Below are 24,528 nucleotides of genomic sequence, written 5' to 3' on the forward strand. Positions count from 1 at the left end.
TTGACGTGACATAAAAAATGTCATTCATGTTTGAGGGTGAGGTAAAAATGGAAGACTTTTATGAAGTGAAAGTACAAGAAATTAAACAACTAACACCAACAATAAAAAGCTTTACATTCATATCTGAGAATACTGAACTTCCTTCTTTTGGAGCAGGATCACATATCACCCTTCATCTTCCTATGGGTATGCGGCAATACTCTCTCATTAATAATCCCTTAGATATGATAAATGAGTATGAGATCGCAGTTAAAAAGACTGGTCATTTAGAAAGTGGCTCTACTTACTTGCATGAGGATATTTATGAAGGAGATGTCGTAAAAGTATCTCCTCCAGATAATTATTTTCCATTACAGATGGAGGGTAAGCATCATGTGTTTTTTGCAGCTGGCATAGGGATTACACCTTTTTGGTCAATGATGTCTTACTTAAGAAGCTTAGGAGAGTCTTTTGAACTTCATTACGCTGTATCAGGCCAGGACGCTTGTCCATTTTATAACGAGATGAATGAGAGATATGCAAATCAGGTCACTTATTATTTAATGGACAGAGACAGCAAAACAAAGAAACTAAAAGAACGACTAAGGGAATTGAAGGTTGGAACTCACGTATATATATGTGGTCCTCAGTCATATATGGATTTCATAGTGACGTATTGCAGGGAACTTGGATATCCGAAGAAATACATTCATGAAGAACGATTTAAAGCTAGAAAATTAGAACATCCTACCCGATTCAAAGTGACGATCGTAAATGAGAAGAAAACGATTCAAGTTAATAGTAACCAAAGTTTATTAGAAGCTCTCCACGATGCTGGAATCACTATACCGTCCGCCTGTCGTCAGGGTATTTGTGGCTCTTGCGAAGTAAAAGTGTGTAATGGAGAAGTACTTCATAACGATACTTTTCTAACAGCTAACGAGAAAACGGACAAAATGCTTACGTGTGTATCAAGAGGAAAAGGACATATTTCTATAGCGGTGGAGTGAAAAGTTTTGATCCACTCGCTTGTGAAACGTCGAACTGTAAAGTCAGCTATCCGTCATAAAATAAGTAAATGATACAATTAGAAAATCATTAATTTTTAAATACATGAAGGGAAGGCTATATCATGACCAAACATAGAATCTATACAATGAGTTTCGCGAGTGTTTATCCGCACTATATTACGAAGGCGGAAAAAAAGGGACGTACAAAAAAAGAAGTAGATGAAATTATTCGCTGGTTGACAGGGTATAGTCAAGAAGAGTTAGAAGCTCATCTTGAACACAAGACAGACTTTGAGACCTTCTTTGCCGGAGCTTCCAAACTGAATCCTTCACGGACTATGATCAAAGGTGTCGTTTGCGGTGTACGAGTGGAAGATATTGAAGAGCCAACTATGCAGGAAATTCGCTATTTGGATAAATTGATCGATGAGTTAGCAAAGGGAAAAGCGATGGAGAAGATCTTAAGGAAGTAAAAGAGGTGTACAACGTATCCATTGAAATGATTAGTAAGTAAGTCTTGGAAGCTTATCTTTAAAAAGGTAGGCTCTTTTTTTTATGACATAAAAAGAAGGAAAAGCTTGTCAAAAGATAGGCCGCTTATTAGGATGTATATAATCACACTATAAATATGGTAGCTTCAAACGTGTTACTCTTCCTTTAAATAAGAAGGAGAATAGATGAAAGGTGGTAGGGTGGTGAAGAGAAGTAGACAGGTGAATTGTGATAAAAGGTCCTATTCTAATGAAATTCAATCTCATAAACATGATTTTGGCCAATTTCTTTTTCCGCTACAAGGCTCTTTAGAAATCAATACGAACCAACAAGAAGTAAAACTTACTACTGAGCATTGCTTTTATCTACCGCCCACTCTTACTCATGGTTTTCATTCTAAGGAACGAAATGAATTTCTAATCTTAGACTTGCCCGACCTTTTTCTATTGCGGGATACAGAAAGCATGTACATTAAGATGGATGAGCAGTGGTCTTCTATTCGGTTTTTACTGTTGGAAGAGGTTAGACATAATAAGAATGAATCAGCTGCTCTCAGGGATTTGGCAAGATATGTAACACATAAATTAAAAACATCTACGCCTCCATCAATTGACTATATCCACAATCATTATAAAGAATCGATAAGCTTAGATACACTAGCTGAAATAGAAAAATACCATCCTACTTACTATTCTACGTGGTTTAAACAAAAAACAGGCAAAAGCCCCAAACGATATATAACGGACTTACGATTGGCTGAAGCGAAGCAATTGCTCATGTCGACAACTTGGAACATAACAAGTATTAGTGAAGAGATAGGGTTTGAAAACTCATCTTCTTTTACGAGATGGTTTGTAAAGTGGGAAGGGATCACTCCACAAAACTACAGAATGATTAACAATGGATAAAAAGAACCTTAAATTCAGTAAAGATAGATAAGTAGCAATCTTCTACAATGAGTTTAAGTTCTTTGATGGGGTGATCATATGACAGAAAAAACAGCTCCCTTTTTGGTGTTACTTGCAGCCATTTTATGGGGAACAACAGGCACAGTTCAAACTCTGGCTCCTAGCACTGCACATCCAGTGGTGATTGGAGCTGTACGCTTATTAGTGGGGGGTATTCCTTTATTACTTATTGTTCTATTGCAAGGGAAGTTAAGGCTGAAAAATTGGCCGCTCAAAGAAACACTCCTAGCTTCGTTAAGCATGGCCTGTTACCAACCACTCTTTTTCTCTGCTGTGACAATGACTGGAGTGGCGATTGGTACGGTAATCGCAATTGGAAGCGCTCCAGTTCTATCAGGAATTATTGAGTGGGTTTTCATGAAAAAAAGTCCAGCAAAAGTATGGTGGTATTCTACTATTTTATCAATCATAGGGTGTTTAATGATATTCATAAATAAAGAGTCCGTAACAGTAGATCCTTATGGAATAGTGATGGCTTTAGGGGCAGGGTTATCTTTTGCGGTATACGCTTTGGTTAGTGGAAAATTAGTTGAAACACAGTCTTCTGTTGCCATAGTGGGGGTCGTGTTTACGATAAGTGCACTCATTCTTTCTCCATTGTTAGTAATCTTTGACATGTCTTGGATTACTGAAGGAAGAGGGATCGCTGTAAGCTTCCATCTTGGTATTATAGCAACTGGTCTTGCTTATTTCCTGTTTGCTAGAGGTCTTATTTATGTCCCTTCCTCAACAGCGGTTACCCTTTCACTTGCTGAACCTCTAACCGCTGCATTATTGGGAGTTTTCTTTATCGGAGAAGACTTGGCCTTAACTTCCTGGTTAGGTATAGGTTTTTTATTAGTAGGCATTGGTATGTTGATCTTATATTCCAGGAGTTCAAGTAGAGATGTAGCGAGAGACAGGGCGATTAGTCTTTAAATAAGACTCTTTACTAAAAGATTGTTGCTTTGAAACAATTCTTAGCTAATTGGAGCGGAAATTAACCACTACTTTCAGCAATAGGTTACGAAAAGAGCCTTTTTTAAAAGGAAAAATAATAGATAACGGAGGAAAAAAATGAAACGGTTTATTATTCTAGTTGGAGTCGTGTTGTTACTTGTTTCTTGTACAAGTCATGGGAGCAGCCAAACGAAAAGTTCGTCTTCTTTGGAGATTGAACCTGCAGATTTGTCAGAACGTGAGAAAATCATTGTTAATCAAACCGGCGTTGATTATCAAACATTTTATACAATTGATGGTGAAGTGAATGAGGGAGATGTGCTTGAGACGTCTATCGAAGTTTATGAAAAAGGGGAAGGGAAAGTTATGTTGTCTTCAACATCCATACCAGGTGACAACACGAAACATAAGGAAAACCTTAACTCGTTTCAAATTCTAATGGAAGAAGAAGTAAGTTATTTTACAATTGGAGATCCGAACGGATATGTTAGAGGAAATGAGTTTATTCCTGATAATCTCGTTAGTTTTAGCTTTGTACATTTAGAAGAAAAAATCACAATCACAAAAGACGAACCCGTTTATTTGTCTTACCTAATTGGAACAAGTCAGAATGAATTATCTGCAGAAGGTAATGAGGATGTGACAAGTTTACCGAAATCGGTTAGTGATGCAGAATATGCTGTTGTGTTTAAACTGGAACTCAAAAATGCTTCGGATAAATAGTTCTCATCTTAGTTCAAGATGTAAGCAACTAGCGAGTCTATCTTTAAAAAAGGTAGGCTTTTTTTATTGAAAGGAACGCTTGAATTATTTGTATTATTTTGAAACAATTAACATTAGATAGATTTCGGAATTGAGAATGAATTATTAAAGGATTAGAAATTGATTAAACTCTATGCGTCACTTGCATATTAATGACCGTTGATTGTGAGGTTAAGAATGACTGAAGAGTTTTTGAGCAAAGTGAGGCGTGGTCTTCTATTTATAGCCTTTCTAATGCTTGCGTTTTCATTGTCTTATTTAATTGCTTATCCGCTCGGGTATTCACCACTTGGTTACGAAGTGATTGAACTAAAGGATGATTTGGTTGTTCTACAATCTTATAATGTTTTGGGAATGGAGAACGAGAGAATTACCTATCAACCGCAGGAAGATGAGATATGGAAGTTAGGGCTTATTAACGATCTCATCGATCAACAGCAGTCTGAATATCTCTTATTCTTCACTACACTGATGTTAGCAATATTTTTGGGAGGAATGGGCCTTCTCAGAAGTAAATCATTCAAGAGTGTGGTGTTCCAAGGTTTCCTATACGTTCTTATTCCAGGTATATCATTAGTTAGACACTTGAATGATATTAAAGACATTTTACAGAGCTCTCCGTAATTTGAATGAATTAGTAGTTTTTTCTCACAGCGGAGTTCCAAACTCTGCTTTTTTATTTCTGCATATTATTTGGAATGAGAGGAAAATGATAGTCTGATCTAGAAATGGATTTCTGAAGAAACTCGTAAAAACCAATTCGTTATGAGAGGAGAATAAAAGGTGGAAGAAGTTAATTCCTTGAAAATAAAGGGCGTAATTGAAGTTAGTGAGAAGAAGTTAGTCGGCTTTCGTGTAGTTTGCGATGATATGAAAGGATATGCAGAAGAAATTCCCAAAACTTCATTACTACTAAACCGTCGCAAAGATGAGATAAAGAATCTCATAGAACCAGTTAGGCTTTATGGTGCATTTAAAGCTACAGAGACTTTAGAAGAAGACGATGGCTACTGGGTTTGTTATGAGGTCTACGATTTTGAAGATGTTCCAGCAGGGATGGTTCCTCTTCGTGTACCTGCACAAAAGTGTGCAGTTCTTGGTTTTAAGGGACATTCTTCTGACATTTTCAATGTATATCCTCACTTGCATCGTTGGATTGATGATAATGGGTATAAGCGGTCCACAGATAAATGGACAATAGAAGTTTATTCTAAATGGACATCGAATGAAGATGAGGTGGATCTGTGTGATCCGATTTATTAACTTGTTGGAGAATAATTAATAGATGAACTTGATCAATGGAAAGGTGACAATACATATGGATAGTATTATTTTTGATTTAGACGGAACGATATGGGATCCAATTGATACTGTTCTTGAAGCTTGGAATAGTCGCGTTAAAGAACACGATCAGATTACCAAGGAACTAACCAGGACAGATTTTGAAGGAACAATGGGACTCCAAATGGACGATATTAGTAAAAAACTGTTTCCTTATTTAACCGAAGAAGTTCGTGGACATGTAATTACAGAGTGTCTTAATACCGAACAGGGATACTTAAAGAAGCGAGGCGGTACTCTTTTTCCTAATGTGGAGGATGTACTTAGCAAACTTTCGAAGAAATACGAACTCTACATCGTAAGCAATTGCCAGGATGGTTACATTGAATCGTTCTATGAGTTTCATAACCTAGATAACTATTTTGGGGACTTTGAAAATCCAGGAAGAACCGGACTTTCAAAAGGGGAAAATATTAATTTAATTATTGAAAGGAACAACCTATCTAACCCTGTTTATATAGGTGATACAGAAGGCGATTTAAATGCAGCTAGATACGCAGGAATTCCTTTCATTTATGCAAAATATGGTTTCGGGCAAGTGAGTGAGTATGATGAGGTTATAGAGAAGTTTGATGAGCTTCTAAACTTATTTTGATCTAAGCGTATGTGTCCAAAAAATCTTTGGAGGTGACAAATGAACATAGGCAAACTTGGTCTTCCGATAGCAGTTGGTAATACAGCACAAATTTATCTTTTTGAAAACATGGTTGTTAAAGTATTCAATGATAAATTACCTGATACGGTAATAATGAAGGAAGCAGATAAGCAAGAATTTGCTTATTCTTGTGGACTCCATGTTCCAAAGATAGTGAATGTTGCTAATTTTGATGGAAAACAAGCAATTATAATGGAATATATACAAGGGGAAACGATAGGCGATCTTATAACTAAGAATCAAGATCAAACCGAATATTACATGGATTTATCCGTTGAAATACAACAAGAAATTCATCAGAATGAAGCACAATCGATAGAGTTTATGTCCGATAAACTAAGTCGGCAAATAGAAAACGCCCCTTATTTGGAGAAGAAACGCAAATCGATTTTAATAGAGAAGTTAAATTCTATGACATTTGAGAAACGACTTTGTCATGGGGATTATCATTTATTTAATTTAATTAAGTCAGGTGAAAAAGTGACAATTATAGATTGGGTAGATGCAAGTGCAGGGGATATTCGTGCTGATGTGTATAGAACTTATCTATTATATTCCCAATTTTCAATAAAATTAGCGGAAATGTATTTACATCTATACTGTCAGAAAAGCGGATTAACCAAAGAAGAAATTTTCGAATGGGCTCCAATTATAGCTGCAGCAAGAATGTCTGAATGGGTATCATCAGAAAGAATGGATCGTCTTTTACACATTGCGAATGGTCACAGTAGCATAGTTTGAGTGTGGTAAGGTGCATGATAAAAGTCTTAATTAAGGTATTAAATTAATCCTTAGGTTAACAATTTCTTCACTATTCCTAGGACTTCTGCTTCATTGTTAATCATTCTCAAAATAGTTACAATAAAAAGGAATGAATGTTCATTCCGCAATAGTTGTAAGAAAGAGGTGTGTTTGTGAAAACCCTGAACAAACGAGATAACATTATGAAAAGCGCTCTTGCTTTATTTGCAGAGCGGGGGTTTGATGCAACAACGGTGCCAATGATTGCCACTGAAGCAAATGTTGGTGCTGGGACGATCTACCGTTATTTTGAGAATAAAGAGGTGCTCGTTAATACCCTCTTTCAAGATTACGTTAATATGTTTACGAAGACGATTGAGGATGGATTTCCTTTTGATCAAACTATTCGCAAGCAGTTTCACCATATCTTTAAAAGCATGATTTTGTTTACGAATCAGAATGAACACGCAATATATTTTATTAAGAAGCATAGTGCTGGTCACTTTTTGAATGATCAAAGCCAGACTGATTTTACTCAGCTACTAAATTTTTTCAGAACCTTCTTTAATACTGGTAAACAAAAATCTGTTATTCGAAACCTACCTTCTGAAGCTTTAATTGCGATTCTCTATGGAGCATTTATAGAACTTCAGAACCTTGTAAGAGCAGGTGAACTGGATGTAGATCAGGACCTTCTATTTGGGATAGAAGAAAGTTTATGGGACTCAGTTAGACAGCAGTAGTAAAGAGCAAAAGCTCTTTACTACGACGAAATGAATGAATGTTCATTCCGCACTAATTTATAGATGAGGTGATTGATGTATGACAATTAAGAAATCGATTCCACAGCCGAAAACATATGGCCCTTTAAAGAACCTTCCACTTATTGATAAAGATAAACCAATTCAATCGTTTATGAAGCTTGCTACAGAATTTGGCCCAATTTATCAGTTTCAGTTTCCTGGACGCACCAGTACGTTCGTCTCTAGTGCATCTCTTGTTGCGGAAATAACCGATGAGAAACGCTTCGACAAAAAAGTAGGACCAGTGCTTCAAAAAGTTCGCGCTTTTGGTGGAGATGGCTTATTCACAAGTGAGACGAACGAACAGAATTGGAAAAAAGCCCACAATATCCTCCTTCCTAGCTTTAGTCAGCAGGCAATGAAAGGCTATCATAATAAAATGGTCGACCTTGCGATACAGCTTATTCAGAAATGGGCACGCCTTAACCCTGATGAAGAAATAGATGTACCCGAAGATATGACGCGTCTAACCCTTGATACGATCGGACTTTGTGGATTCGATTTTCGCTTTAATAGCTTTTACAGAGAATCCAACCACGAGTTTGTTGATGCGATGGTTCGTGCTTTGGATGAAGCCATGAATCAATCACAGCGTCTTGGGGTTCAAGATAAACTGATGGTACGCTCTAAAAAACAATTTAGGGAAGATATTGACTATATGTTTTCCCTTGTCGATGGCTTAATCGAAGACCGCAAGCAAAATGGTGACCAGGGCGAAGATGACCTTTTAGCTCATATGCTAAAAGGGAAAGATCCTGAAACCGGTGAACCGCTTGATGATGAAAACATCCGTTTCCAAATTATCACTTTCCTTATCGCAGGACATGAAACGACGAGTGGATTGCTTTCATTTACACTTTACTACCTAATGAATAATCCAGATAAGCTTGCCAAAGCACAAGAAGAAGTCGACCGTGTCGTTGGTGATGCTATTCCTGATTATAAGCAGGTGAAGCAGCTCAAATATGTTCGGATGATTCTAAATGAATCCCTTCGCTTATGGCCAACCGCTCCTGCCTTTTCCCTCTATGCGAAGGAAGATACAACATTGAATGGTGAATATGATGTCGAAAAAGGTGACGAGTTCACGCTCCTACTCCCGGAACTACATCGTGATAAGTCCATTTGGGGTGATAACGTGGAAGAATTCGTACCTGAACGCTTTGAAGACCCATCTTCTATCCCACAACACGCTTATAAGCCGTTCGGAAATGGACAGCGCGCATGTATTGGACAACAATTCTCACTACATGAAGCGACGCTTGTTCTCGGTATGATTATTCAGCACTTTGACCTAATCGATCATTCGAACTATCAACTTGATGTTAAAGAAACATTAACGCTCAAACCTGATGGTCTAAAAATGAAAGTGAAGCAAAGGAAGGAATCGATTTCTTTTGTTACGCAAACTTCTGAAACTGTTGAAAAAGAAAAGAAAACAGCACCGGCACCCGTCAAGAATGCGCACGGAACTCCTCTACTTGTCTTATATGGATCTAATTTAGGCACAGCTGAAGGAATTGCTCGTGATCTTGCTGAAACTGGCCGCCAACAGGGTTTTAGCGCTGAAGTTGCTCCTCTAAACGATTATGTGAATGAACTTCCTCAAGACGGAGCTGTTCTGATTGTTTCCGCTTCCTATAACGGAAATCCGCCAGACAATGCGGATGAATTTGTACAGTGGCTTAATGAGATGGAAGATGGAGCAGTAAACGGTGTCCATTATGCTGTATTTGGTTGTGGTGACCGTAACTGGGCTAACACGTATCAACGTATTCCGTCCCTAATTGATGAGCAGCTATCAAAGAAAGGTGCTCAACGAATTTCTGAAACTGGGGATGGCGATGCAAGCGATGACTTTGAAGGCGATTATGAGAAATGGGAAGCAACGCTATGGCCAAATCTCGCAGAAGCGATGAATATCGAACTAAATGAAAATAGCGCAGAAAACAGTGCCATTTCAATGAGCTTCGTCAGTGGCGTAAGTGATACGCCTCTTGCTAGAACACATCATGCGTTTACTGCGATTATTAATCGAAATATTGAATTACAGCATACAGAGAGTGGCAGAAGCACGCGACACATTGAATTGATGTTACCTGACGGTGTGACCTATCAAGAAGGTGATCATGTCGGAATCCTTCCACAAAATAGTGATGAAATGGTTAACCGCGTTCTTGATCGCTTCTCGTTAAATGGACATGATCACGTGCTACTGACTGGAGATTCTGGTAAAGCAGCGCATCTTCCAACGGATAAACCAGTGAAACTCCAGGAGCTTCTTTCTTCTTATGTAGAACTGCAAGAACCAGCAACACGTTCTCAAATACGGGCGCTAGCATCACATACGGTTTGTCCACCACATGTTGTTGAACTCGAACAATTACTTGAAGACGACACATATAAAAAGGAAGCTCTTGAGAAGCGTGTTACGATGCTAGAACTCGTTGAACACTATCTAGCTTGTGAGATTCCGTTTGAGCGATTCATTGCACTACTTACGCCATTAAAAGCTCGCTATTACTCTATTTCAAGTTCTCCGCTTTATAAAGAGCGAGAAGCGAGCATGACGGTTAGTGTCGTTCGTGACACTGCATGGAACGGTAATGGAGAGTATAAAGGTGTCGCATCAAACTACTTGGCAAATCGTGAATTTGGTGACAAAGTAGCGTGCTTTATCAACACACCTCAGTCGAACTTTCAGCTTCCAGAGAATACGGAAACACCGATAATCTTAATTGGTCCGGGTACAGGGGTAGCACCATTTAGAGGCTTCATTCAGAACAGACGTGAATTGATGAATCAAGGCAAAACACTAGGTGAAGCTCACCTTTACTTTGGCTGTCGCAATCCCGAACATGACTTCTTGTATAAAGAAGAATTAGAGCAGGCAGAAAAAGAGGGTCTTGTCACGCTGCATACTGCATTTTCTCGTTGTCCTAGACGACCAAAAATGTATGTACAGCAACGCCTATCAGAGAATGCAACTGAGATCCTACCACTCTTAAAGGATAATGGACATTTATACATTTGCGGTGACGGAAGTAAGATGGCACCTGAAGTTGAGCACACGTTCATCTCAAGCTATGCATCATTCTATAAAACAACAGAAAAAGAAGCAATCCAATGGTTAGAAGAATTAGAACGTGACGGCCGATATGCGAAAGATGTGTGGGCTGGAGCATAATAAGGAACGACAGCGAACTCAATTGCGTTCGCTGTTTTTCATCGAGTTACTTCATTCAATTACTCATTAAAAAGGCGATAAATAGGAAAAGAGCATATCTTCAAAGAGATAGGCTCTTTTTGCGAAATAAAAGATTGAGTTAATCCCGGTGTTTTGAAATAATTGGTATTAAAGACGTAGTTTTGATAAACATTTTAATTGATAGATTGCTATTATTTACAATTGAACGAGGAGATTATATGGTTTGGATTATGACTCAAGATAAAAAGAGTTTACTAAATGTGAAAGAAATATCAGTAAGAGGGAAGTCCCTAGAAGGGATTGTAGAGAGAAGGTTCTTTAATTAAATGGAAAAAAACGTTAGCTACATATGAAACACAAGAAAGAGCCATGGAAGTACTGGAAGAAATCCACAAAAAAATTTATGAAGCGAATGATATAATTACTATTTTCACATGCCTACAAAATAACAAGTTAATTTCTTCAAACGCCGAGACAAAGTACACTCTAATTCTAATTTCGCTGAGATTAAGTTATGTAAGCAATTGTTATTTTGAAGGCTTGTTAATGAACAGTGGCGACCTTTCAGCAGAGCTGAAAGGCGAGTGAAACTGAGGTTTCACTCGAATGAGCCAAAAATCGAGAAATCAACAATATGAGCTAACATAGCCATTTTTAAAAATTCTAGAGACAATGAATGAGTAAAGGAGAAAGATATGAAGAATCGATCCAAAGATAGAAGAAGAAAAAAGCTTAAAAGGAAGGTGCGAATCGGTCTTTCTTTGCTTCTGGTAATTCTTATTAGCATTGGTGCTTATTTGTTTTTTGAGGTATATGACACAGCCAAACAATCATTTAATGAAATCGACCGAGACAATGGTATGTCAGACCTGAGAGATACAAAAGTTGACATAGGGAAAGATCCGGTTTCGATTCTTCTACTAGGAATTGAAAATTACTCTTCTAACGGGAAGGGTGGGAGAGCAGATACCCAAATTGTTTTAACCCTTGATCCTGAATCCAAAAATGTCACTATGACAAGTATACCAAGAGACACGAAAGTGGAGATTTCAGAGGAAAAAGTTAGTGATAAATACGATGGAAGCCATAAAATAAATTCAGCTTATACTTACGGATATCTTAGTCAGTATGGAGCGAATAAACTAGCTGTAGAAACGGTGGAAGATCTATTAAATATTCCGATTGATAGATATGTTGCAGTCGATTTCGATGGATTCCATGATATTGTTGACGCAGTAGGCGGAGTTACAGTTGATGTGAAGTATCCATTTTGGGAGAAGAACTACTACTCGAATGATCGAATTTATTTCGATGAAGGGGTAACAGAAATGAATGGGGAAGAAGCACTCGCATTTGTAAGAATGAGAAAGCGTGATGTTAATACTGCATATCCAAGAGAAGAACGTCAGAAACAGTTCATTAAAGCGACGATTAATGAAGTTAAATCAGGTGACACTATTTTTGAAATAAACAAAATTTCAGATGTGTTAAAAAATAATGTTGAAACAAATTTAACACCTGGAGAAATAGTAGCTCTACAGAGGAAGTTCAAATCAATGGGTTCAACGTCTATTGAAACGAAGGAAATAATAGGTACTACACCTGAAGGAAGCGGTCCTTCTTACTTTATACCAGATCTCGATCAGTTAGATATTCTGAAGAAAGAATTAAAAGACGCACTTAAACTATCATAATGTTTCAAAAGGTTGTTGAATCGGCTTGATTTCAATTCTTGATCAAATAAAAGGAGCGCTTTCTGAACAAAATGAAAGTGCTCCTTTTTTACAGATTTATTTCTACTAGTGTTTAAAGATTTACTATCTTTTGAGCGGCTAACAATACATTGTTAACATCATTCCTCGTAATACCATTGTTTGTAACAAATCTAATAATGTTCGGACCAAATGCCCCTGTTAAAATATTATGTTCCTTCAATAGATTAATAAAATTCTCAGTGGTTCTATTAGAATTTGTTATGTCTACTAACACAATGTTTGTTTCTACTTTATTCATAACTACTAGTCCTTCGATATTTTGAAGTCCTTCAGCGAGCTGCTTTGCGTTCTCATGATCTTGTTCAAGGTGCTGAATATTTTCCTCGAGGGCAATAATCCCAGGAGCAGCAAGCACACCAACCTGTCGTAGTCCACCGCCTAAACGTTTGCGCCACTTACGAGCTTGAGAAATAAAATCAGAAGAACCTGCAATAATGGAACCAACAGGTGCGCCCAATCCTTTAGATAAGCAAAATTGTACGGAATCGGTATACTTTGCAATTTCTTTTACTGGGGTGCGAGAAGCTACAGAAGCATTGAACAGTCTGGCACCATCTAAGTGAATAGGAATAGCGTAATCTCTTGATAATTGATAGATTTTTTGCATGTTCTCAAGAGGAATAACAGCTCCGCCTGCTTTATTATGCGTGTTTTCTATGCATATAAGTCCCGTTTCAGGCTGGTGAATGTCATCCCCACGGATAGCTGCTTCCACATCACCGGGGTTCATAGCACCATTGTTACCATCTAAGGTCTTAATTTGTACGCCAGCAAATGCAGACAAAGCTGCGGCTTCGTAAAGAAAGATATGGGCCTGAGCTTCCATTATTACTTCTTGTCCTTACAGTGTACTAGTCCAGCAATCTGATTTCCTTGAGTACCACTTGTAACAAATAGCGCATCTTCTTTTCCAAGGATGTTCGCAGCTGATTCTTCTAACTTGTTTACTGTCGGATCTTCTCCGTAAACATCATCCCCCACTTCAGCCTCGTACATCGCTTTTCTCATTTTTTCACTTGGTTTTGTTACTGTATCACTGCGTAAATCTATCATGATTCGTCCTCCCTATATGGTTTGAAATCAAAAGCGTACAATATAATGCACAAAAAGTATAAAGTTATTTTTTATGTGAATCAAGTTAGCACACTAGTAATACCTATGAAGGTGCGTGTTTCTTTTTTTTAAGTGATTGATTAGAACTAAGGTGTTAAAGAGTAATTAGAGATGGGTAAGGCAGTAATTGATATAGGGAAAATGGGTGCTAATCAAAGAAAAGTAATATTCCGATTTTACGATGCTGAAAAAAAGTTAGAGTAAGTTGAAAAAAGTTACCTCAAAGCAAGGTAACTTTTTCCAACTTACTCTAACTCAATTAATAGTGCATTTCCATTTTCACTTACTTTAATGACTGCTATTGTTTTGTCCTCAAACTCCTGACCAGTTCCTTCTGGGATGAAGAAACTTTCGATTCCATATTGAACATCGTTATCGCCATAAGTAATCCCATTGACCACTATATCGTCATCAGACGGTTTGTATGGCTTATTCCAATTACCTTCTACTTTATAATAACCTCCATACTCATAAGTCCCTTGTGTAGTGGGCAAGAGGACAATTTTAATCCTTTTGTTGTTCGGAAGTTCTGTTCCTTCAAACAACGTTGAGATATCGTATCGAAGGGTAACATAGTCTCCTTGTAACATAGAACGAGGATCAATAGGTGCGAGTGCTAGACGAATTTCTTTTCCAGATTGAATGGTTGCCTCGTTTTTCACCCCATTATACGTAACGAATGCAACCATTACTACAACGACTAACCATATAGATTTCCACTTTTTTGCTACGAAAGTGGGTTCTTGATCAGTAGGTAGCGTATATTTCCTTGACGACACCCGCGTAATCAAAAGTACGAGAAGACCAGCTACAAACAGCGTAATTGATTTATGAACGAGTGACCATGCAATATCATAGTATTTGTAGAACAGGAACGCATACCATAACGTAATGCCTACCCAGTATCGAAATGCATTTGACTGCCACGGTTTGTAAAAGATAAACGCAGTGGATAGAATTAGAAACACACTGTTTAAAAGCCAGTACAACCATTGTCCTTCAAAGAAGAACGTTAAGATGAAAAGAGGCACGACACTATAAACAAGTGCATTTCGATTAAACCAGCCGTCACGTCCTAGAATATGGATTAGTCCGTTACTGAAGACGAGAACGATCAACAGCAGCGGTTCATATTCATCAATCGAAAAGTATGATTCTTCAAGTTTAAATAAGAATAGGAGAACGACTCCATTTGCCAGTAGATATGCATATGATCCAATCCATGGGTTTTTTATCAGTTTAAGTACGACGCCTATCACACAAAATGAAATGACTAAAACCACCATTGTTTCTGGTCGTATACCATAAGTGAACACATCTGCCAGATTTGCAGATAATAGGATAGATAATCCAGACAGAAGTAAGATATTTGATAAGAACGATATGTGATCTTTTAGTGCGATACCAGGTAGTAATAATAACAAAATCGATGAGAACATGAGAGCAAGTTCATTATCCCATCTAAAGATTAGAAACATAATACCAAAGAAAGCAGAGATCAACATAACGGTACATACGACAGTTACAACAAAGAGTACGGATGATTTGAACACGCGTTTCCACGTCTCTGACTCTTTTTCACTAAGTTCTAATCTAGAAATATACTTAACTGTAAGAAATACGATTAAGCATACGATGGCTAATAATAAAAATGGCAGAAGGTCACCTAATACATCGCCTAACGCTTCTAATAGCTTACCGAATAGGAATAATCCAAATCCAATTCCTGATAAGATAAACAGTTCCTTATGTTTACGATGCTTCCATAGAAGGACGCTTAATATGCCATATCCAACATATAGCCAAGCCATTACCGTATGATATTCCCAAAAGCCGAAACTTGATGAGATAAATACGATATGAATGAAACAAAAGCTCCCAAACATAATCCATTTCGAGTTTAGTAGAGAGTGACGCGAGAGATAAAACCATCCATGGGTAAATAGTAAATAGATGAGAACTAGAACGAGTGTTGTTTCTCCGCTCCAATCTGGAAAATAGGAAGTTGGAAACACATAGAAATAGAAAGCAAGCTGACTTAATAAGAAACCTACTACATAGAATGCTTTGTATCCCGTAAGTACGCCAAGAACCATTACAGGTACGAACCAGATGAGATAAAGGAGATAAGAATCTGCATGTGAATTATAGGTTTGCCCTATGATTGCCACACTAATTCCAAACGCAATCGTTCCAGTCAGCCAGAGCCACTTTTCTAGAAATCTGTGCGAATGACGAAAGCGGCTGAGAACAGTAGATAATACGAAGAACACCAACATGAGCCCAACGGCTAGCCCAACCCTTTCAATTCGTTCAATTCCAAGCCAGTTAGATGCGAAGAAGTAGATCACACTACTGATTACTAAAGATAAACCTAGTAAATATCCTGTATGAATCCGCTTTACATTCATTAACGTCCTCCTTTAAAAATTACATTGTCTAACGAAGGTCACCTTGTATGGAGTATATGTTGCCTAGATCGTTAATACCTCAAGTATACCAAAAACAAGAATGGACTTTACCCACGTCATTCTACGAGGCTATCTATTTCTGAAATAAAAGATTGAGTTAACCTGAACCTTTTGAAATAATTGGTATTAATGATTGAATTGATCTAAGGGAGATGAATTGATGGAGTATACAATACGGAAAATGGAAGAAAGAGATGTTAAACCAGTACAGGAAGTTGCTAAAAAAAGCTGGAACACTACATATGAAAAGATCATCCCTCTAGAAATCCAGGAACGATTTCTAAAAACTGCTTATAATGATGAAATGATGATAAAACGTTTAAATGGTTCGTACTTATATATAGCTGAAAAAGATCAGCAAATTGTTGGCTTCGCTAATTTCTCTACGGTTAAAGAAGAGGGAGAAGTCGAACTAGGTGCCATATACCTGTATCCAGAATATCAAGGCAAGGGCATAGGAACTGCTTTGCTCCACGAGGGGATTAAGAATCTGAAAGGTGTTAAATCAATTTATATTAATGTTGAAAAAGAGAATAGCATTGGAACGAATTTCTATCATGCAAAAGGATTTAAAGTCATTTCAGAGTTTGATGATAATCTTGAAGGTCATATAACTAAAATGTTTAGAATGGTCTTAAGCATATAACCTTTTTCTACAGCATAAAGAGTTTGTTTTTAGTAGACATTGTTGCTTTTAGAAAGGTGGTTAATTTCCGCTCCAGGATGCTCGCTTTCCCCAGGGCGGGCGATGAGCATCGGACAAAGTGTGACGTTTGTTCATTTTATAAGATTGCTTTAGATCAATAATTTAGGATGTCTTTTTGAGAAATATGTTGTAAACTTAAACTGAATAATATAATCTGAATTTTCAATTTAGTAAAGGAGGACATATGAAACTAGGTGCATTCTCAATAAGTTTAAGCGTAAAGGACATAGTGAAATCAAAATCATTTTACGAGAAATTAGGGTTTGATGCTTTCGGAGGGGACCCTAATCAAAAATGGCTTATTATGAAAAATGAGAGTTGTGTAATTGGTCTTTTCGAGGGAATGTTTGAAAACAACATCCTTACATTCAATCCAGGATGGAATCAAGACGCCGAAAATCTAGACTCATTTACGGATATTCGAGATCTCCAACATCAGCTTAAAGAGCAAGGAATGAAAATGAGTTCAGAAGCTGATGAAACTAGTACAGGACCTGCGAGTTTTACTATTGAAGATCCTGATGGGAATACTATCCTAGTCGATCAACATAGATGAAATTCAACTAAACTGTTCTTTACTTAAGTAACGACCAACAAAAGAAAACTTTACTTTAACTGAATTAACTAAAAAAGCATTGGAGTCATGTGACTCCAATGCTTTTTTAGTATGTGCATAGTTCTTTTAGGTAAGTAACAGATCTACCTTCCTCTTCAAGTGTGAGGTGAATCCTTTATTTGTACTATAAAAATACGTGTTTGGCTCATCTGAAATGTGTATATCTAAAAGTCCTACTCCTCTTAGTATGGAGAGATGATGATGTATATTACCTTTTGCCATCCCAATCTCTGAGACAATGTCAGTAAACGTATATGTTCCTCGAGATAGAAGTTGTAATATTCTCAACCGTCGTTCGTCGCCTAATGCTTTAGTGATTTTCAGGACATCATTAAATGCATTCTGATTAAATTTTACAGGGTATGTGATGTACAACTTATCTCTAAACTGGTCTACTAATGACATTGGTTGAAAGTGAAAGGCAGGAATCAAACAAACGCTAGTTATCTTGTCGGCTTCGATAATGAACCTACTTGATTGGTTAATGATATCATTGGCTGAATATGTTTTAATCTCATCCACTTTTTCCTCTGCATCCTGTTTAAGACGTTCGAGAATTTCATGGTCTATATGTTGAAAGTACTGCTCGTTCCAAGCTTTTAATAGAGCAATTGAGTTATCTCTTTGCAAGGAGAGATCTGTTGGTAGAGTTTTTTTATCATCTAGTAAAGGAGCAATGCGTTCATAGATCTCACCTGCTGACATGGACGCTAACCAATCGAAGAAAGATTTAATATTATTTTGAGCAGGAGACTGCTCAATCAACAATACCATTAAATCTTCGAAGAAAAGGTTCTCTTTTAATTTTATAGCTTCTTTTAGCTCAGGTGAAATGGATGCATCTATTTCCTCTGGCCAATTAGAACCTAATTCTAAATACTTCATGAAGGTTTGTCTTTTATATAAAGAAAAGCTTAAAAGCAATTCATATACAGGAGAGGATAATATTTTTAATTCATAAGACAATAAGCTTCCTCCTCATTTTCTTATTATTTTATCATGAATAGTTTCAAATAAAAATAATGTAATTGTTTGTTTTTAATATATTGAATAATTAACATAGTTCAATTAATATTGAACTACAAAGTGAAAGGGGAGGATTTAATGAACTTCGCTAATCTACAAAAACACGTCATCGAGCTTGTTCAAGAGAAAAGAAGTGATGAGGCTTTATCGATAATGGAAGATGCTAAGAAGGATTTTCCTAATAAGATCGATCGATTGGGTCATTGGAAAGCGAATCTTTATTCAATTGAAGGCAAGAAGGAAGAAGCACTTGCAGAATTGAATGAAGTTCTGGCAAATGGTTTGTGGTGGAATCCCGATCTACTGACTTCAGATCCTGAATTGGATATTCTAAAGGATTCAACTGAGTTCAAGAACATTGTAAACACGTGTCAGTCTATTTTTGAAAAAGAGAAAGAAGCTGCTCAAGCTGAATGGAATGTCTTGGGTAACCCTCTTTCGGATACTGTTATTTTTCCATTACATTGGAAAGGATCTAATTTAGTAGACTTTACTATGCAATGGTCTGAAGAGAAACTAGTATCGAATTATCTATTAGGTTTTCCTCAGTCTTCGCAATTATTTAGCTATGCTTGCTATGCTTGGAATGATAAAGACATTGCTTCAAGAGATGTGAGAACTACGTTTAGAGAATTTGAAAAAAACTATAACTTGTATGATAAGGAGGTTATTCTTTCAGGAGCTTCACAAGGAGCGAATATCGCAGCTCAACTGAGCTTACGTAGTGATGTTGAAGAGTTTAATGAATTCATTGCAATTGCACCTGCATTTGAGATTAATGAATTAGAAAACATAATAACGACCAATTTGAATGGAAAAGTGAGAGGTTGCATCATAACTGGTGATAAAGACCCGTTTTATGAAAGTGTTTTGAAAGCGGTTACGCTATTTGATACATATCAAATAGCGTGTAAGTTAATAGTGATTAAAGGTATGGGACACACATTACCAGATGATTTCGGTGATGTAATGGAGCAGGCTGTTAACTTTGTGAAGAACAAAGAATGAGAGGAAAGTAGTGGCTCAGTTGATACTACTATCAAGTGACGAGGATGACGTTAAGTGTGAACGTAAAAAGAATCGTTGAAAATATCGATACAAACGACATTGCAAAAGCACCTTTCTTCTACAAAGTTAACCAAGTTTGAATGCTTAAAGAGACAGTTATCTGATAAGAAGATAGCTGTCTTTTTTTGACTTTATTAAATCTGAAAATTGTGTTACTTTATATCTGAGGGATATATATCAAAAAGATATAGGTGGTGGAAGTTTGAGTAAGGAGAGTAATACAAAATATGCCATCTTAGGATTGCTAACAACTGAGTGCACGACAGGATACTCCATGAAACAAATGATTGACGGGAGTTTAAATCATTTTTGGAAGATTAGTTATGGACAAATTTATCCGATCCTTAAAAGTTTGGTTGAAGAAGGATATGCATCTGTGAGAATTACGGAACAAGATGATAGGCCTGCCAAAAAAGAATATAGCATTACAGCTGAAGGGGAGAAAGAACTTCAATTATGGCTCCAAAAACCTTTGCAGGAAATTCAAACGGAAAAAAATGAGTTATTACTTAAACTTTTTTTCAGTCGACATCAAGATGTCGCTAACTCTATTGATCTTTTAGATCAACAAAAAAATAAGTTGCAGGACAGATACAATACGTACATGGGAATTAAAGATATGATCACAACCGAACTCAATGATGAATTGGATTCTGTTTATTGGATCATAACGTTGGACTATGGCCTAGTAACGACTAGAGCAGCAATTGATTGGTGTGAGGATTCAAAGAGTAAATTACGAGACCAAAAGGAGGAATAAAAGTGAGTACTAACGTTTTTGCTGGAAGGTTTACGGCGGAGTGTAATGATCAATTTACAGTTTTTATGATTGGAATGCGAATTAATAAATGGTGGGCTATTCACAAATGGCTGCCGGTTTTGTTAGCCATGCCTCCTATGATCAAGGAACTTTATGTAAATAAGGATATTGGCTGTTTATCTTTGGAGAACTTTTTTAGTTTCCGCACAACCCTAATGGTTCAATATTGGCGTTCTGAAGAAGATTTGCTCTCTTATGCGAGAAGTGGAAAACACTTAAAAGCCTGGGGAGACTTTAATAAGAGAGTTGATAACAACTCTTCAGTTGGAATTTATCATGAAACGTATAACATTTCAGCGGGAAATTTTGAAACCATATATGGTAATATGCCTAAATTTGGTTTAGCGAAAGCAATTAAGCATACTCCAATTACTTCTTTTACAAGTACTGCTAAGCAACGAATGAGCAAGTAGCTAATATAGAAGACCGTACCACGTCAGAAATAAATCGTGGTACGGTCTTTTTTTATAATCAGCTCTTTTCTAACAGATTGTTGCTTTTGATACAAATATTGAAAAAAACCACATTAGTGATTGGAGCGGAAGGGTGCTCGACTCCTGTGGACTCTCCGCCCGCCCCGCGGAAAGCGAACATCCCGGAGCGGAAATTAACCACTATTCTAATAGAGAAATATCATCAATACTTCAATTTGTTCATAAAAACCTCTTCTCAAACAATGCTGTATTGTATATACTAATACTGTACTATATATACTAATACAGATAATACAGAAGTGAAACATCATGAATGGAGGTGAAGTAATGTTTGATTTGGACTTTAGAAGTCGAAAGGCTATCTACGTACAATTAGTAGATAAGGTGAAACAGCTCATTATTAAAGATGTCCTTAAAGACGATGAAAAACTTCCTTCTGTCAGAGAACTTGCTCAACAGCTGACAATAAATCCTAATACAATACAAAAAGCATATAGAGAGCTGGAGTCTCAAGGATATATCTATTCTGTGAAAGGAAAAGGAAGCTTCGTTCATCCATCAAAAAAAATGGAGAATGTGGAGGAGTTGAAGAAAGTGCGAGAGCAATTGAAAAAATTACTAGCAGAGGCTATTTACCTTGGTATGACTGCGGAAGAAATTGAATCGCTAATCAATGAGGTAGAGGGGGGACAGCAGGATGATTAAAGTAAGAAAGATACATAAAAGCTTTGAGAAAAATAAGATTCTAAACGATGTGAGCTTTACGGTCGATCGAGGTTCTATTTATGGATTGCTAGGTTCAAATGGTGCAGGAAAAACAACGTTAATGCGAATGATAGCTGGTATTATTCAGGCCGATAATGGTCAAGTTCTTGTAAGGGAAGAAGATGTTTTTGAAAATATTCCAATTAAAAAAAGAATGGTGTTTGTTCCTGATGCTCTCTACTATTTGCCACAATATACAGTGAGACAGATGGCGAATTACTATCGGGATTTATACGATGGCTGGGATGAAGAGCGGTACGAAGAACTAAAGGGATCGTTTCATTTAGATGAGAACAAAAAGATAAGTCAGTTTTCAAAAGGAATGCAAAGACAAGTAGCATTCTGGTTGTCGTTGTCAATTAAGCCAGACGTTTTAATCCTTGATGAACCGTTTGATGGGTTAGATGCAGTAATGAGAAAAAAGGTGAGAAGTTTAATCATCCAAGATGTAGCTGATCGGGAAATGACTGTATTGATTTCATCTCATAATTTGCGCGAAGTAGAGGATATTTGTGATCATGTTGGTATTTTACATGATGGGCAAATTCTACTTGAACGGGACCTCGATGAATTGAAAGCAGATGTTCATAAAGTGCAAGTAGCCTTCAAAGATGATAGTGAAGAAATTCTAGAAAGTGACCTAACAATTTTGCACCGAGAGAAGAGAGGGAGTGTCCTTCTAATGATTGTGAAAGGGGAGGAACAGAAAGTGATAGCTGAAATTCAAAAGTATTCTCCAATCGTTTTCGATCGTTTACAACTAACATTAGAAGAAATATTTATATATGAAATGGGAGGTGTAGGGTATGCCATCGATAACATCCTCGTTTAGGAATGAATTATTTAAACAGAATTTTAGAAATGTAGGCTGGATCAGTATTTTGTATTTGGTTGGTCTATTATTCACTCTACCTTTGCAGCTAGCAATGGCGTTAAGTAAGGAGTATGTTAGAGACCCGTATGGGTCAGGACTGTTTGATCATACCTTTTTCTTTGAATTTCAGTCTCTTTTCCTGTTTACTATTCCAGTTCTTATGGCTGTCTTTTTGCTTCGATATTTGCAGGTGAGTGCTTCATCTGACTTTATGCATAGCTTGCCAATTCGTAGAGAAGCACTTTTTCGCCACCAGATAGGCTCGGGAATATTCATGCTTATTACTCCGATTTTGTTTGCAAGTATCATCATGTTTCTGTTCTACATATTCGTAGACGTATCAGATTTCTATACGCTCGGAGATTTAGGGTACTGGATGTTAGTAACAATAGTCGTTACATTACTTGTGTTTATTGCTAGTGTTTTTGTTGGAACACTTACTGGTCTTTCTGCGGTTCAGGGTGTGTTGACTTATATACTCCTACTTTTCCCTGCAGGCATTTATATTCTAATCACCTTTCATGTTAGCTACTTTACCGTTGGATATGCAGAAATAAATGGTTTGGATCAAACATTTGAGCATTTTTCTCCTATTACGGATGTACTAATGACAAACCGATTGGAAGGTCAAGACGTTTTGCCTATTGGGTACTTAACGTTAGCTATTTACTTTGTTATTTCAATCGTTCTTTATTATTTTGCAATGATCATATATAAGAAGCGCCCACTTGAATCAGCAACGCAGGCGATTGCCTTACATTCATTAAAACCCGTCTTGAAATTCAGTATGACATTTTGCTTTGCATTGTTTGTAGGAATGTATTTTGGAGAGACGCAATCTTCAATACCATGGATTATTGGGGGCTATTTTCTTGGCATTATTATTGGCTATTTGTTAGCTACGATGTTGATAGCAAAGACCTGGCGTGTTTTCACATTCGAACATGCGAAAGGAATTCTAGTGTATGGAATCGCTGCTAGTTTAATAGCTTCGATCATTCCGGTTTTCTGGCAAAAATATGAAAGCTATGTCCCTCCATTAGACGAAGTTGACTATGTTTATATAGGAGATACTTATTACGAATATGAAGATGCAAAGCTATATAATGAATCCCTCTCTTTCATACGCTCGGATGAAACGATTAATGCGATTCGTACGTTGCATGAAGAATTCATTCAACAAGGTGATCCACTAAATAGAAGTGGAAAGTATTACTTTATTTCGTACAAAATGAAAAGTGGAGAAGAGGTTCAGCGTTCATACCGAATGAATCCCAAAGAGATTAACTCTGAGCTGAAAGCAGTATGGGAAACGGAAGATTACAAGAAACTAGCTTATCCTCTTATGAATCTGGATCCATCAAATGTTCAGAAAATAAATATTCACCCACATGGACCTGGTAATGCAGAAGCAGTAATAGTTGATCCTGCTAAAATGAAAGAATTCTTTAGTCATATGAAATCGGATATTAATGCTCTTTCATTTGAAGAAATGAATAATCCAGTAGGCTTACAATCGTACGTTTCAGTAACATTAGATAATGAAAAAGATAGAAGAGCTTATGCATATCAACGAAATACGATGATTCCGACCTCTTATGAAAACACAACTAAATGGTTAAAAGGAGAAGATCTTTACGATATAGCATTCACTAGTGTTGATGAAATTGACCATATGAAAGTATATTCTATGGAACTTAGTGAAAATCAATATCCAGAGGATGTCTACCATCAAATGATGAACGGTGATTCATCTGCTCTTACGGAAAGGCATTTGGAAGTGACGGATGAAAAACAAATTGAGGAAGCATTGAAAGGGCAGCAAAGTGCAAGCGATGGGAAATTCGTAGTTGGGATTCACTATGATGACGATGATGATTTTTTTGACGTATTGTCATTTAATGAAGAAAACGCACCTGATTTCATTAAAGACTACTTCGAAGATGTGAAGTGAGGTGATAG

The 24,528-nt window shown here is 37.0% G+C and carries 22 protein-coding genes and 1 pseudogene; 20 read left to right on the top strand and 3 right to left on the bottom strand.

The window, feature by feature from the left end:
- Positions 1-47 precede the first annotated feature (47 nt).
- The 12 genes from AB986_RS01455 (at position 48) to AB986_RS01515 (ending at position 12,592) form a co-directional block, all read left to right on the top strand.
- Positions 48-989: a PDR/VanB family oxidoreductase gene (locus AB986_RS01455; protein ID WP_053216000.1), complete on the top strand. Its 942-nt coding sequence runs from the start codon at positions 48-50 to the stop codon at positions 987-989.
- A 122-nt stretch (positions 990-1,111) separates the two neighbouring features.
- Positions 1,112-1,462 (top strand): DUF2200 domain-containing protein, encoded by a 351-nt coding sequence (locus AB986_RS01460; RefSeq protein ID WP_048309106.1) that lies wholly within the window; start codon positions 1,112-1,114, stop codon positions 1,460-1,462.
- 222 nt (positions 1,463-1,684) lie between these two features.
- A complete protein-coding gene (locus AB986_RS01465; protein WP_236690291.1) occupies positions 1,685-2,389 on the top strand; it encodes a helix-turn-helix transcriptional regulator in 705 nt (234 codons plus the stop codon).
- A 78-nt stretch (positions 2,390-2,467) separates the two neighbouring features.
- Complete coding sequence (locus AB986_RS01470) at positions 2,468-3,367, top strand: EamA family transporter (protein ID WP_048309108.1); 900 nt, start codon at positions 2,468-2,470, stop codon at positions 3,365-3,367.
- A gap of 138 nt (positions 3,368-3,505) precedes the next feature.
- Positions 3,506-4,111 carry a hypothetical protein gene (locus AB986_RS01475; protein ID WP_048309109.1) on the top strand — a complete coding sequence of 202 codons (606 nt, stop codon included), beginning with the start codon at positions 3,506-3,508 and terminating at the stop codon, positions 4,109-4,111.
- A gap of 216 nt (positions 4,112-4,327) precedes the next feature.
- Positions 4,328-4,774: a hypothetical protein gene (locus AB986_RS01480; protein ID WP_048309110.1), complete on the top strand. Its 447-nt coding sequence runs from the start codon at positions 4,328-4,330 to the stop codon at positions 4,772-4,774.
- A gap of 159 nt (positions 4,775-4,933) precedes the next feature.
- Positions 4,934-5,413 carry a GyrI-like domain-containing protein gene (locus tag AB986_RS01485; RefSeq protein ID WP_048309111.1) on the top strand — a complete coding sequence of 160 codons (480 nt, stop codon included), beginning with the start codon at positions 4,934-4,936 and terminating at the stop codon, positions 5,411-5,413.
- Positions 5,414-5,468: 55 nt separating this feature from the next.
- Positions 5,469-6,086, top strand: a complete 618-nt coding sequence (locus AB986_RS01490) for an HAD family hydrolase (RefSeq protein ID WP_048309112.1) — start codon at positions 5,469-5,471, stop codon at positions 6,084-6,086.
- A gap of 39 nt (positions 6,087-6,125) precedes the next feature.
- The gene (locus tag AB986_RS01495) at positions 6,126-6,887 is read left to right on the top strand and encodes an aminoglycoside phosphotransferase family protein (protein ID WP_048309113.1); all 762 of its coding nucleotides are present in this window, start codon (positions 6,126-6,128) and stop codon (positions 6,885-6,887) included.
- Between the two features lie 203 nt (positions 6,888-7,090).
- Positions 7,091-7,630 (top strand): TetR/AcrR family transcriptional regulator, encoded by a 540-nt coding sequence (locus tag AB986_RS01500; protein WP_048310782.1) that lies wholly within the window; start codon positions 7,091-7,093, stop codon positions 7,628-7,630.
- Positions 7,631-7,709: 79 nt separating this feature from the next.
- Positions 7,710-10,877 (top strand): bifunctional cytochrome P450/NADPH--P450 reductase, encoded by a 3,168-nt coding sequence (locus AB986_RS01505; RefSeq protein WP_048309114.1) that lies wholly within the window; start codon positions 7,710-7,712, stop codon positions 10,875-10,877.
- Between the two features lie 716 nt (positions 10,878-11,593).
- On the top strand, positions 11,594-12,592 hold the full coding sequence (locus AB986_RS01515) for an LCP family protein (protein WP_048309115.1): 999 nt from the start codon (positions 11,594-11,596) through the stop codon (positions 12,590-12,592).
- Positions 12,593-12,704: 112 nt separating this feature from the next.
- On the opposite strand, the pseudogene ltaE reads toward AB986_RS01515, so the two are convergent.
- A pseudogene (gene ltaE, locus AB986_RS01520) lies at positions 12,705-13,726 on the bottom strand (low-specificity L-threonine aldolase).
- A 305-nt stretch (positions 13,727-14,031) separates the two neighbouring features.
- Positions 14,032-16,197 carry a GDYXXLXY domain-containing protein gene (locus tag AB986_RS01525; protein WP_048309116.1) on the bottom strand — a complete coding sequence of 722 codons (2,166 nt, stop codon included), beginning with the start codon at positions 16,195-16,197 and terminating at the stop codon, positions 14,032-14,034.
- 220 nt (positions 16,198-16,417) lie between these two features.
- Here AB986_RS01525 and AB986_RS01530 point away from each other — a divergent pair, with 220 nt between their 5' ends.
- Together AB986_RS01530 and AB986_RS01535 are read left to right on the top strand one after the other, a co-directional pair.
- Positions 16,418-16,903: a GNAT family N-acetyltransferase gene (locus AB986_RS01530; RefSeq protein ID WP_048309117.1), complete on the top strand. Its 486-nt coding sequence runs from the start codon at positions 16,418-16,420 to the stop codon at positions 16,901-16,903.
- Positions 16,904-17,147: 244 nt separating this feature from the next.
- Positions 17,148-17,519, top strand: a complete 372-nt coding sequence (locus AB986_RS01535; protein WP_048309118.1) for a VOC family protein — start codon at positions 17,148-17,150, stop codon at positions 17,517-17,519.
- A 126-nt stretch (positions 17,520-17,645) separates the two neighbouring features.
- Here AB986_RS01535 and AB986_RS01540 read toward each other — a convergent pair whose 3' ends face one another.
- A complete protein-coding gene (locus AB986_RS01540) occupies positions 17,646-18,545 on the bottom strand; it encodes an ArsR/SmtB family transcription factor (protein WP_048309119.1) in 900 nt (299 codons plus the stop codon).
- A gap of 138 nt (positions 18,546-18,683) precedes the next feature.
- Between AB986_RS01540 and AB986_RS01545 the strand changes: the two genes are divergently transcribed.
- The 6 genes from AB986_RS01545 (at position 18,684) to AB986_RS01570 (ending at position 24,520) form a co-directional block, all read left to right on the top strand.
- Complete coding sequence (locus AB986_RS01545) at positions 18,684-19,613, top strand: alpha/beta hydrolase (RefSeq protein WP_048309120.1); 930 nt, start codon at positions 18,684-18,686, stop codon at positions 19,611-19,613.
- Positions 19,614-19,875: 262 nt separating this feature from the next.
- The gene (locus AB986_RS01550; protein ID WP_048309121.1) at positions 19,876-20,433 is read left to right on the top strand and encodes a PadR family transcriptional regulator; all 558 of its coding nucleotides are present in this window, start codon (positions 19,876-19,878) and stop codon (positions 20,431-20,433) included.
- Between the two features lie 2 nt (positions 20,434-20,435).
- Entirely contained in the window at positions 20,436-20,906 is a 471-nt protein-coding gene (locus AB986_RS01555; protein WP_048309122.1) for a DUF4188 domain-containing protein, read from the top strand.
- Between the two features lie 348 nt (positions 20,907-21,254).
- Positions 21,255-21,632, top strand: a complete 378-nt coding sequence (locus AB986_RS01560) for a GntR family transcriptional regulator (RefSeq protein ID WP_048309123.1) — start codon at positions 21,255-21,257, stop codon at positions 21,630-21,632.
- The gene (locus tag AB986_RS01565; RefSeq protein ID WP_048309124.1) at positions 21,625-22,524 is read left to right on the top strand and encodes an ABC transporter ATP-binding protein; all 900 of its coding nucleotides are present in this window, start codon (positions 21,625-21,627) and stop codon (positions 22,522-22,524) included. The genes AB986_RS01560 and AB986_RS01565 overlap by 8 nt, the downstream gene beginning before the upstream one ends.
- Positions 22,499-24,520, top strand: a complete 2,022-nt coding sequence (locus AB986_RS01570) for a DUF6449 domain-containing protein (protein WP_048309125.1) — start codon at positions 22,499-22,501, stop codon at positions 24,518-24,520. The genes AB986_RS01565 and AB986_RS01570 overlap by 26 nt, the downstream gene beginning before the upstream one ends.
- Positions 24,521-24,528: the final 8 nt, after the last annotated feature.

The organism is Guptibacillus hwajinpoensis, assembly GCF_001039475.1.
Lineage (GTDB): Bacteria > Bacillota > Bacilli > Bacillales > Guptibacillaceae > Guptibacillus > Guptibacillus hwajinpoensis.

Coding starts and splice junctions, on each gene's coding strand:
- AB986_RS01480 (WP_048309110.1), top strand. CDS start 4,328: ATGACTGAAGAGTTTTTGAGCAAAGTGAGGCGTGGTCTTCTATTTATA.
- AB986_RS01535 (WP_048309118.1), top strand. CDS start 17,148: ATGAAACTAGGTGCATTCTCAATAAGTTTAAGCGTAAAGGACATAGTG.
- AB986_RS01460 (WP_048309106.1), top strand. CDS start 1,112: ATGACCAAACATAGAATCTATACAATGAGTTTCGCGAGTGTTTATCCG.
- AB986_RS01515 (WP_048309115.1), top strand. CDS start 11,594: ATGAAGAATCGATCCAAAGATAGAAGAAGAAAAAAGCTTAAAAGGAAG.
- AB986_RS01525 (WP_048309116.1), bottom strand. CDS start 16,197: ATGAATGTAAAGCGGATTCATACAGGATATTTACTAGGTTTATCTTTA.
- AB986_RS01475 (WP_048309109.1), top strand. CDS start 3,506: ATGAAACGGTTTATTATTCTAGTTGGAGTCGTGTTGTTACTTGTTTCT.
- AB986_RS01545 (WP_048309120.1), top strand. CDS start 18,684: ATGAACTTCGCTAATCTACAAAAACACGTCATCGAGCTTGTTCAAGAG.
- AB986_RS01470 (WP_048309108.1), top strand. CDS start 2,468: ATGACAGAAAAAACAGCTCCCTTTTTGGTGTTACTTGCAGCCATTTTA.
- AB986_RS01570 (WP_048309125.1), top strand. CDS start 22,499: ATGCCATCGATAACATCCTCGTTTAGGAATGAATTATTTAAACAGAAT.
- AB986_RS01500 (WP_048310782.1), top strand. CDS start 7,091: ATGAAAAGCGCTCTTGCTTTATTTGCAGAGCGGGGGTTTGATGCAACA.
- AB986_RS01455 (WP_053216000.1), top strand. CDS start 48: ATGGAAGACTTTTATGAAGTGAAAGTACAAGAAATTAAACAACTAACA.
- AB986_RS01565 (WP_048309124.1), top strand. CDS start 21,625: ATGATTAAAGTAAGAAAGATACATAAAAGCTTTGAGAAAAATAAGATT.
- AB986_RS01530 (WP_048309117.1), top strand. CDS start 16,418: ATGGAGTATACAATACGGAAAATGGAAGAAAGAGATGTTAAACCAGTA.
- AB986_RS01505 (WP_048309114.1), top strand. CDS start 7,710: ATGACAATTAAGAAATCGATTCCACAGCCGAAAACATATGGCCCTTTA.
- AB986_RS01560 (WP_048309123.1), top strand. CDS start 21,255: ATGTTTGATTTGGACTTTAGAAGTCGAAAGGCTATCTACGTACAATTA.
- AB986_RS01490 (WP_048309112.1), top strand. CDS start 5,469: ATGGATAGTATTATTTTTGATTTAGACGGAACGATATGGGATCCAATT.
- AB986_RS01495 (WP_048309113.1), top strand. CDS start 6,126: ATGAACATAGGCAAACTTGGTCTTCCGATAGCAGTTGGTAATACAGCA.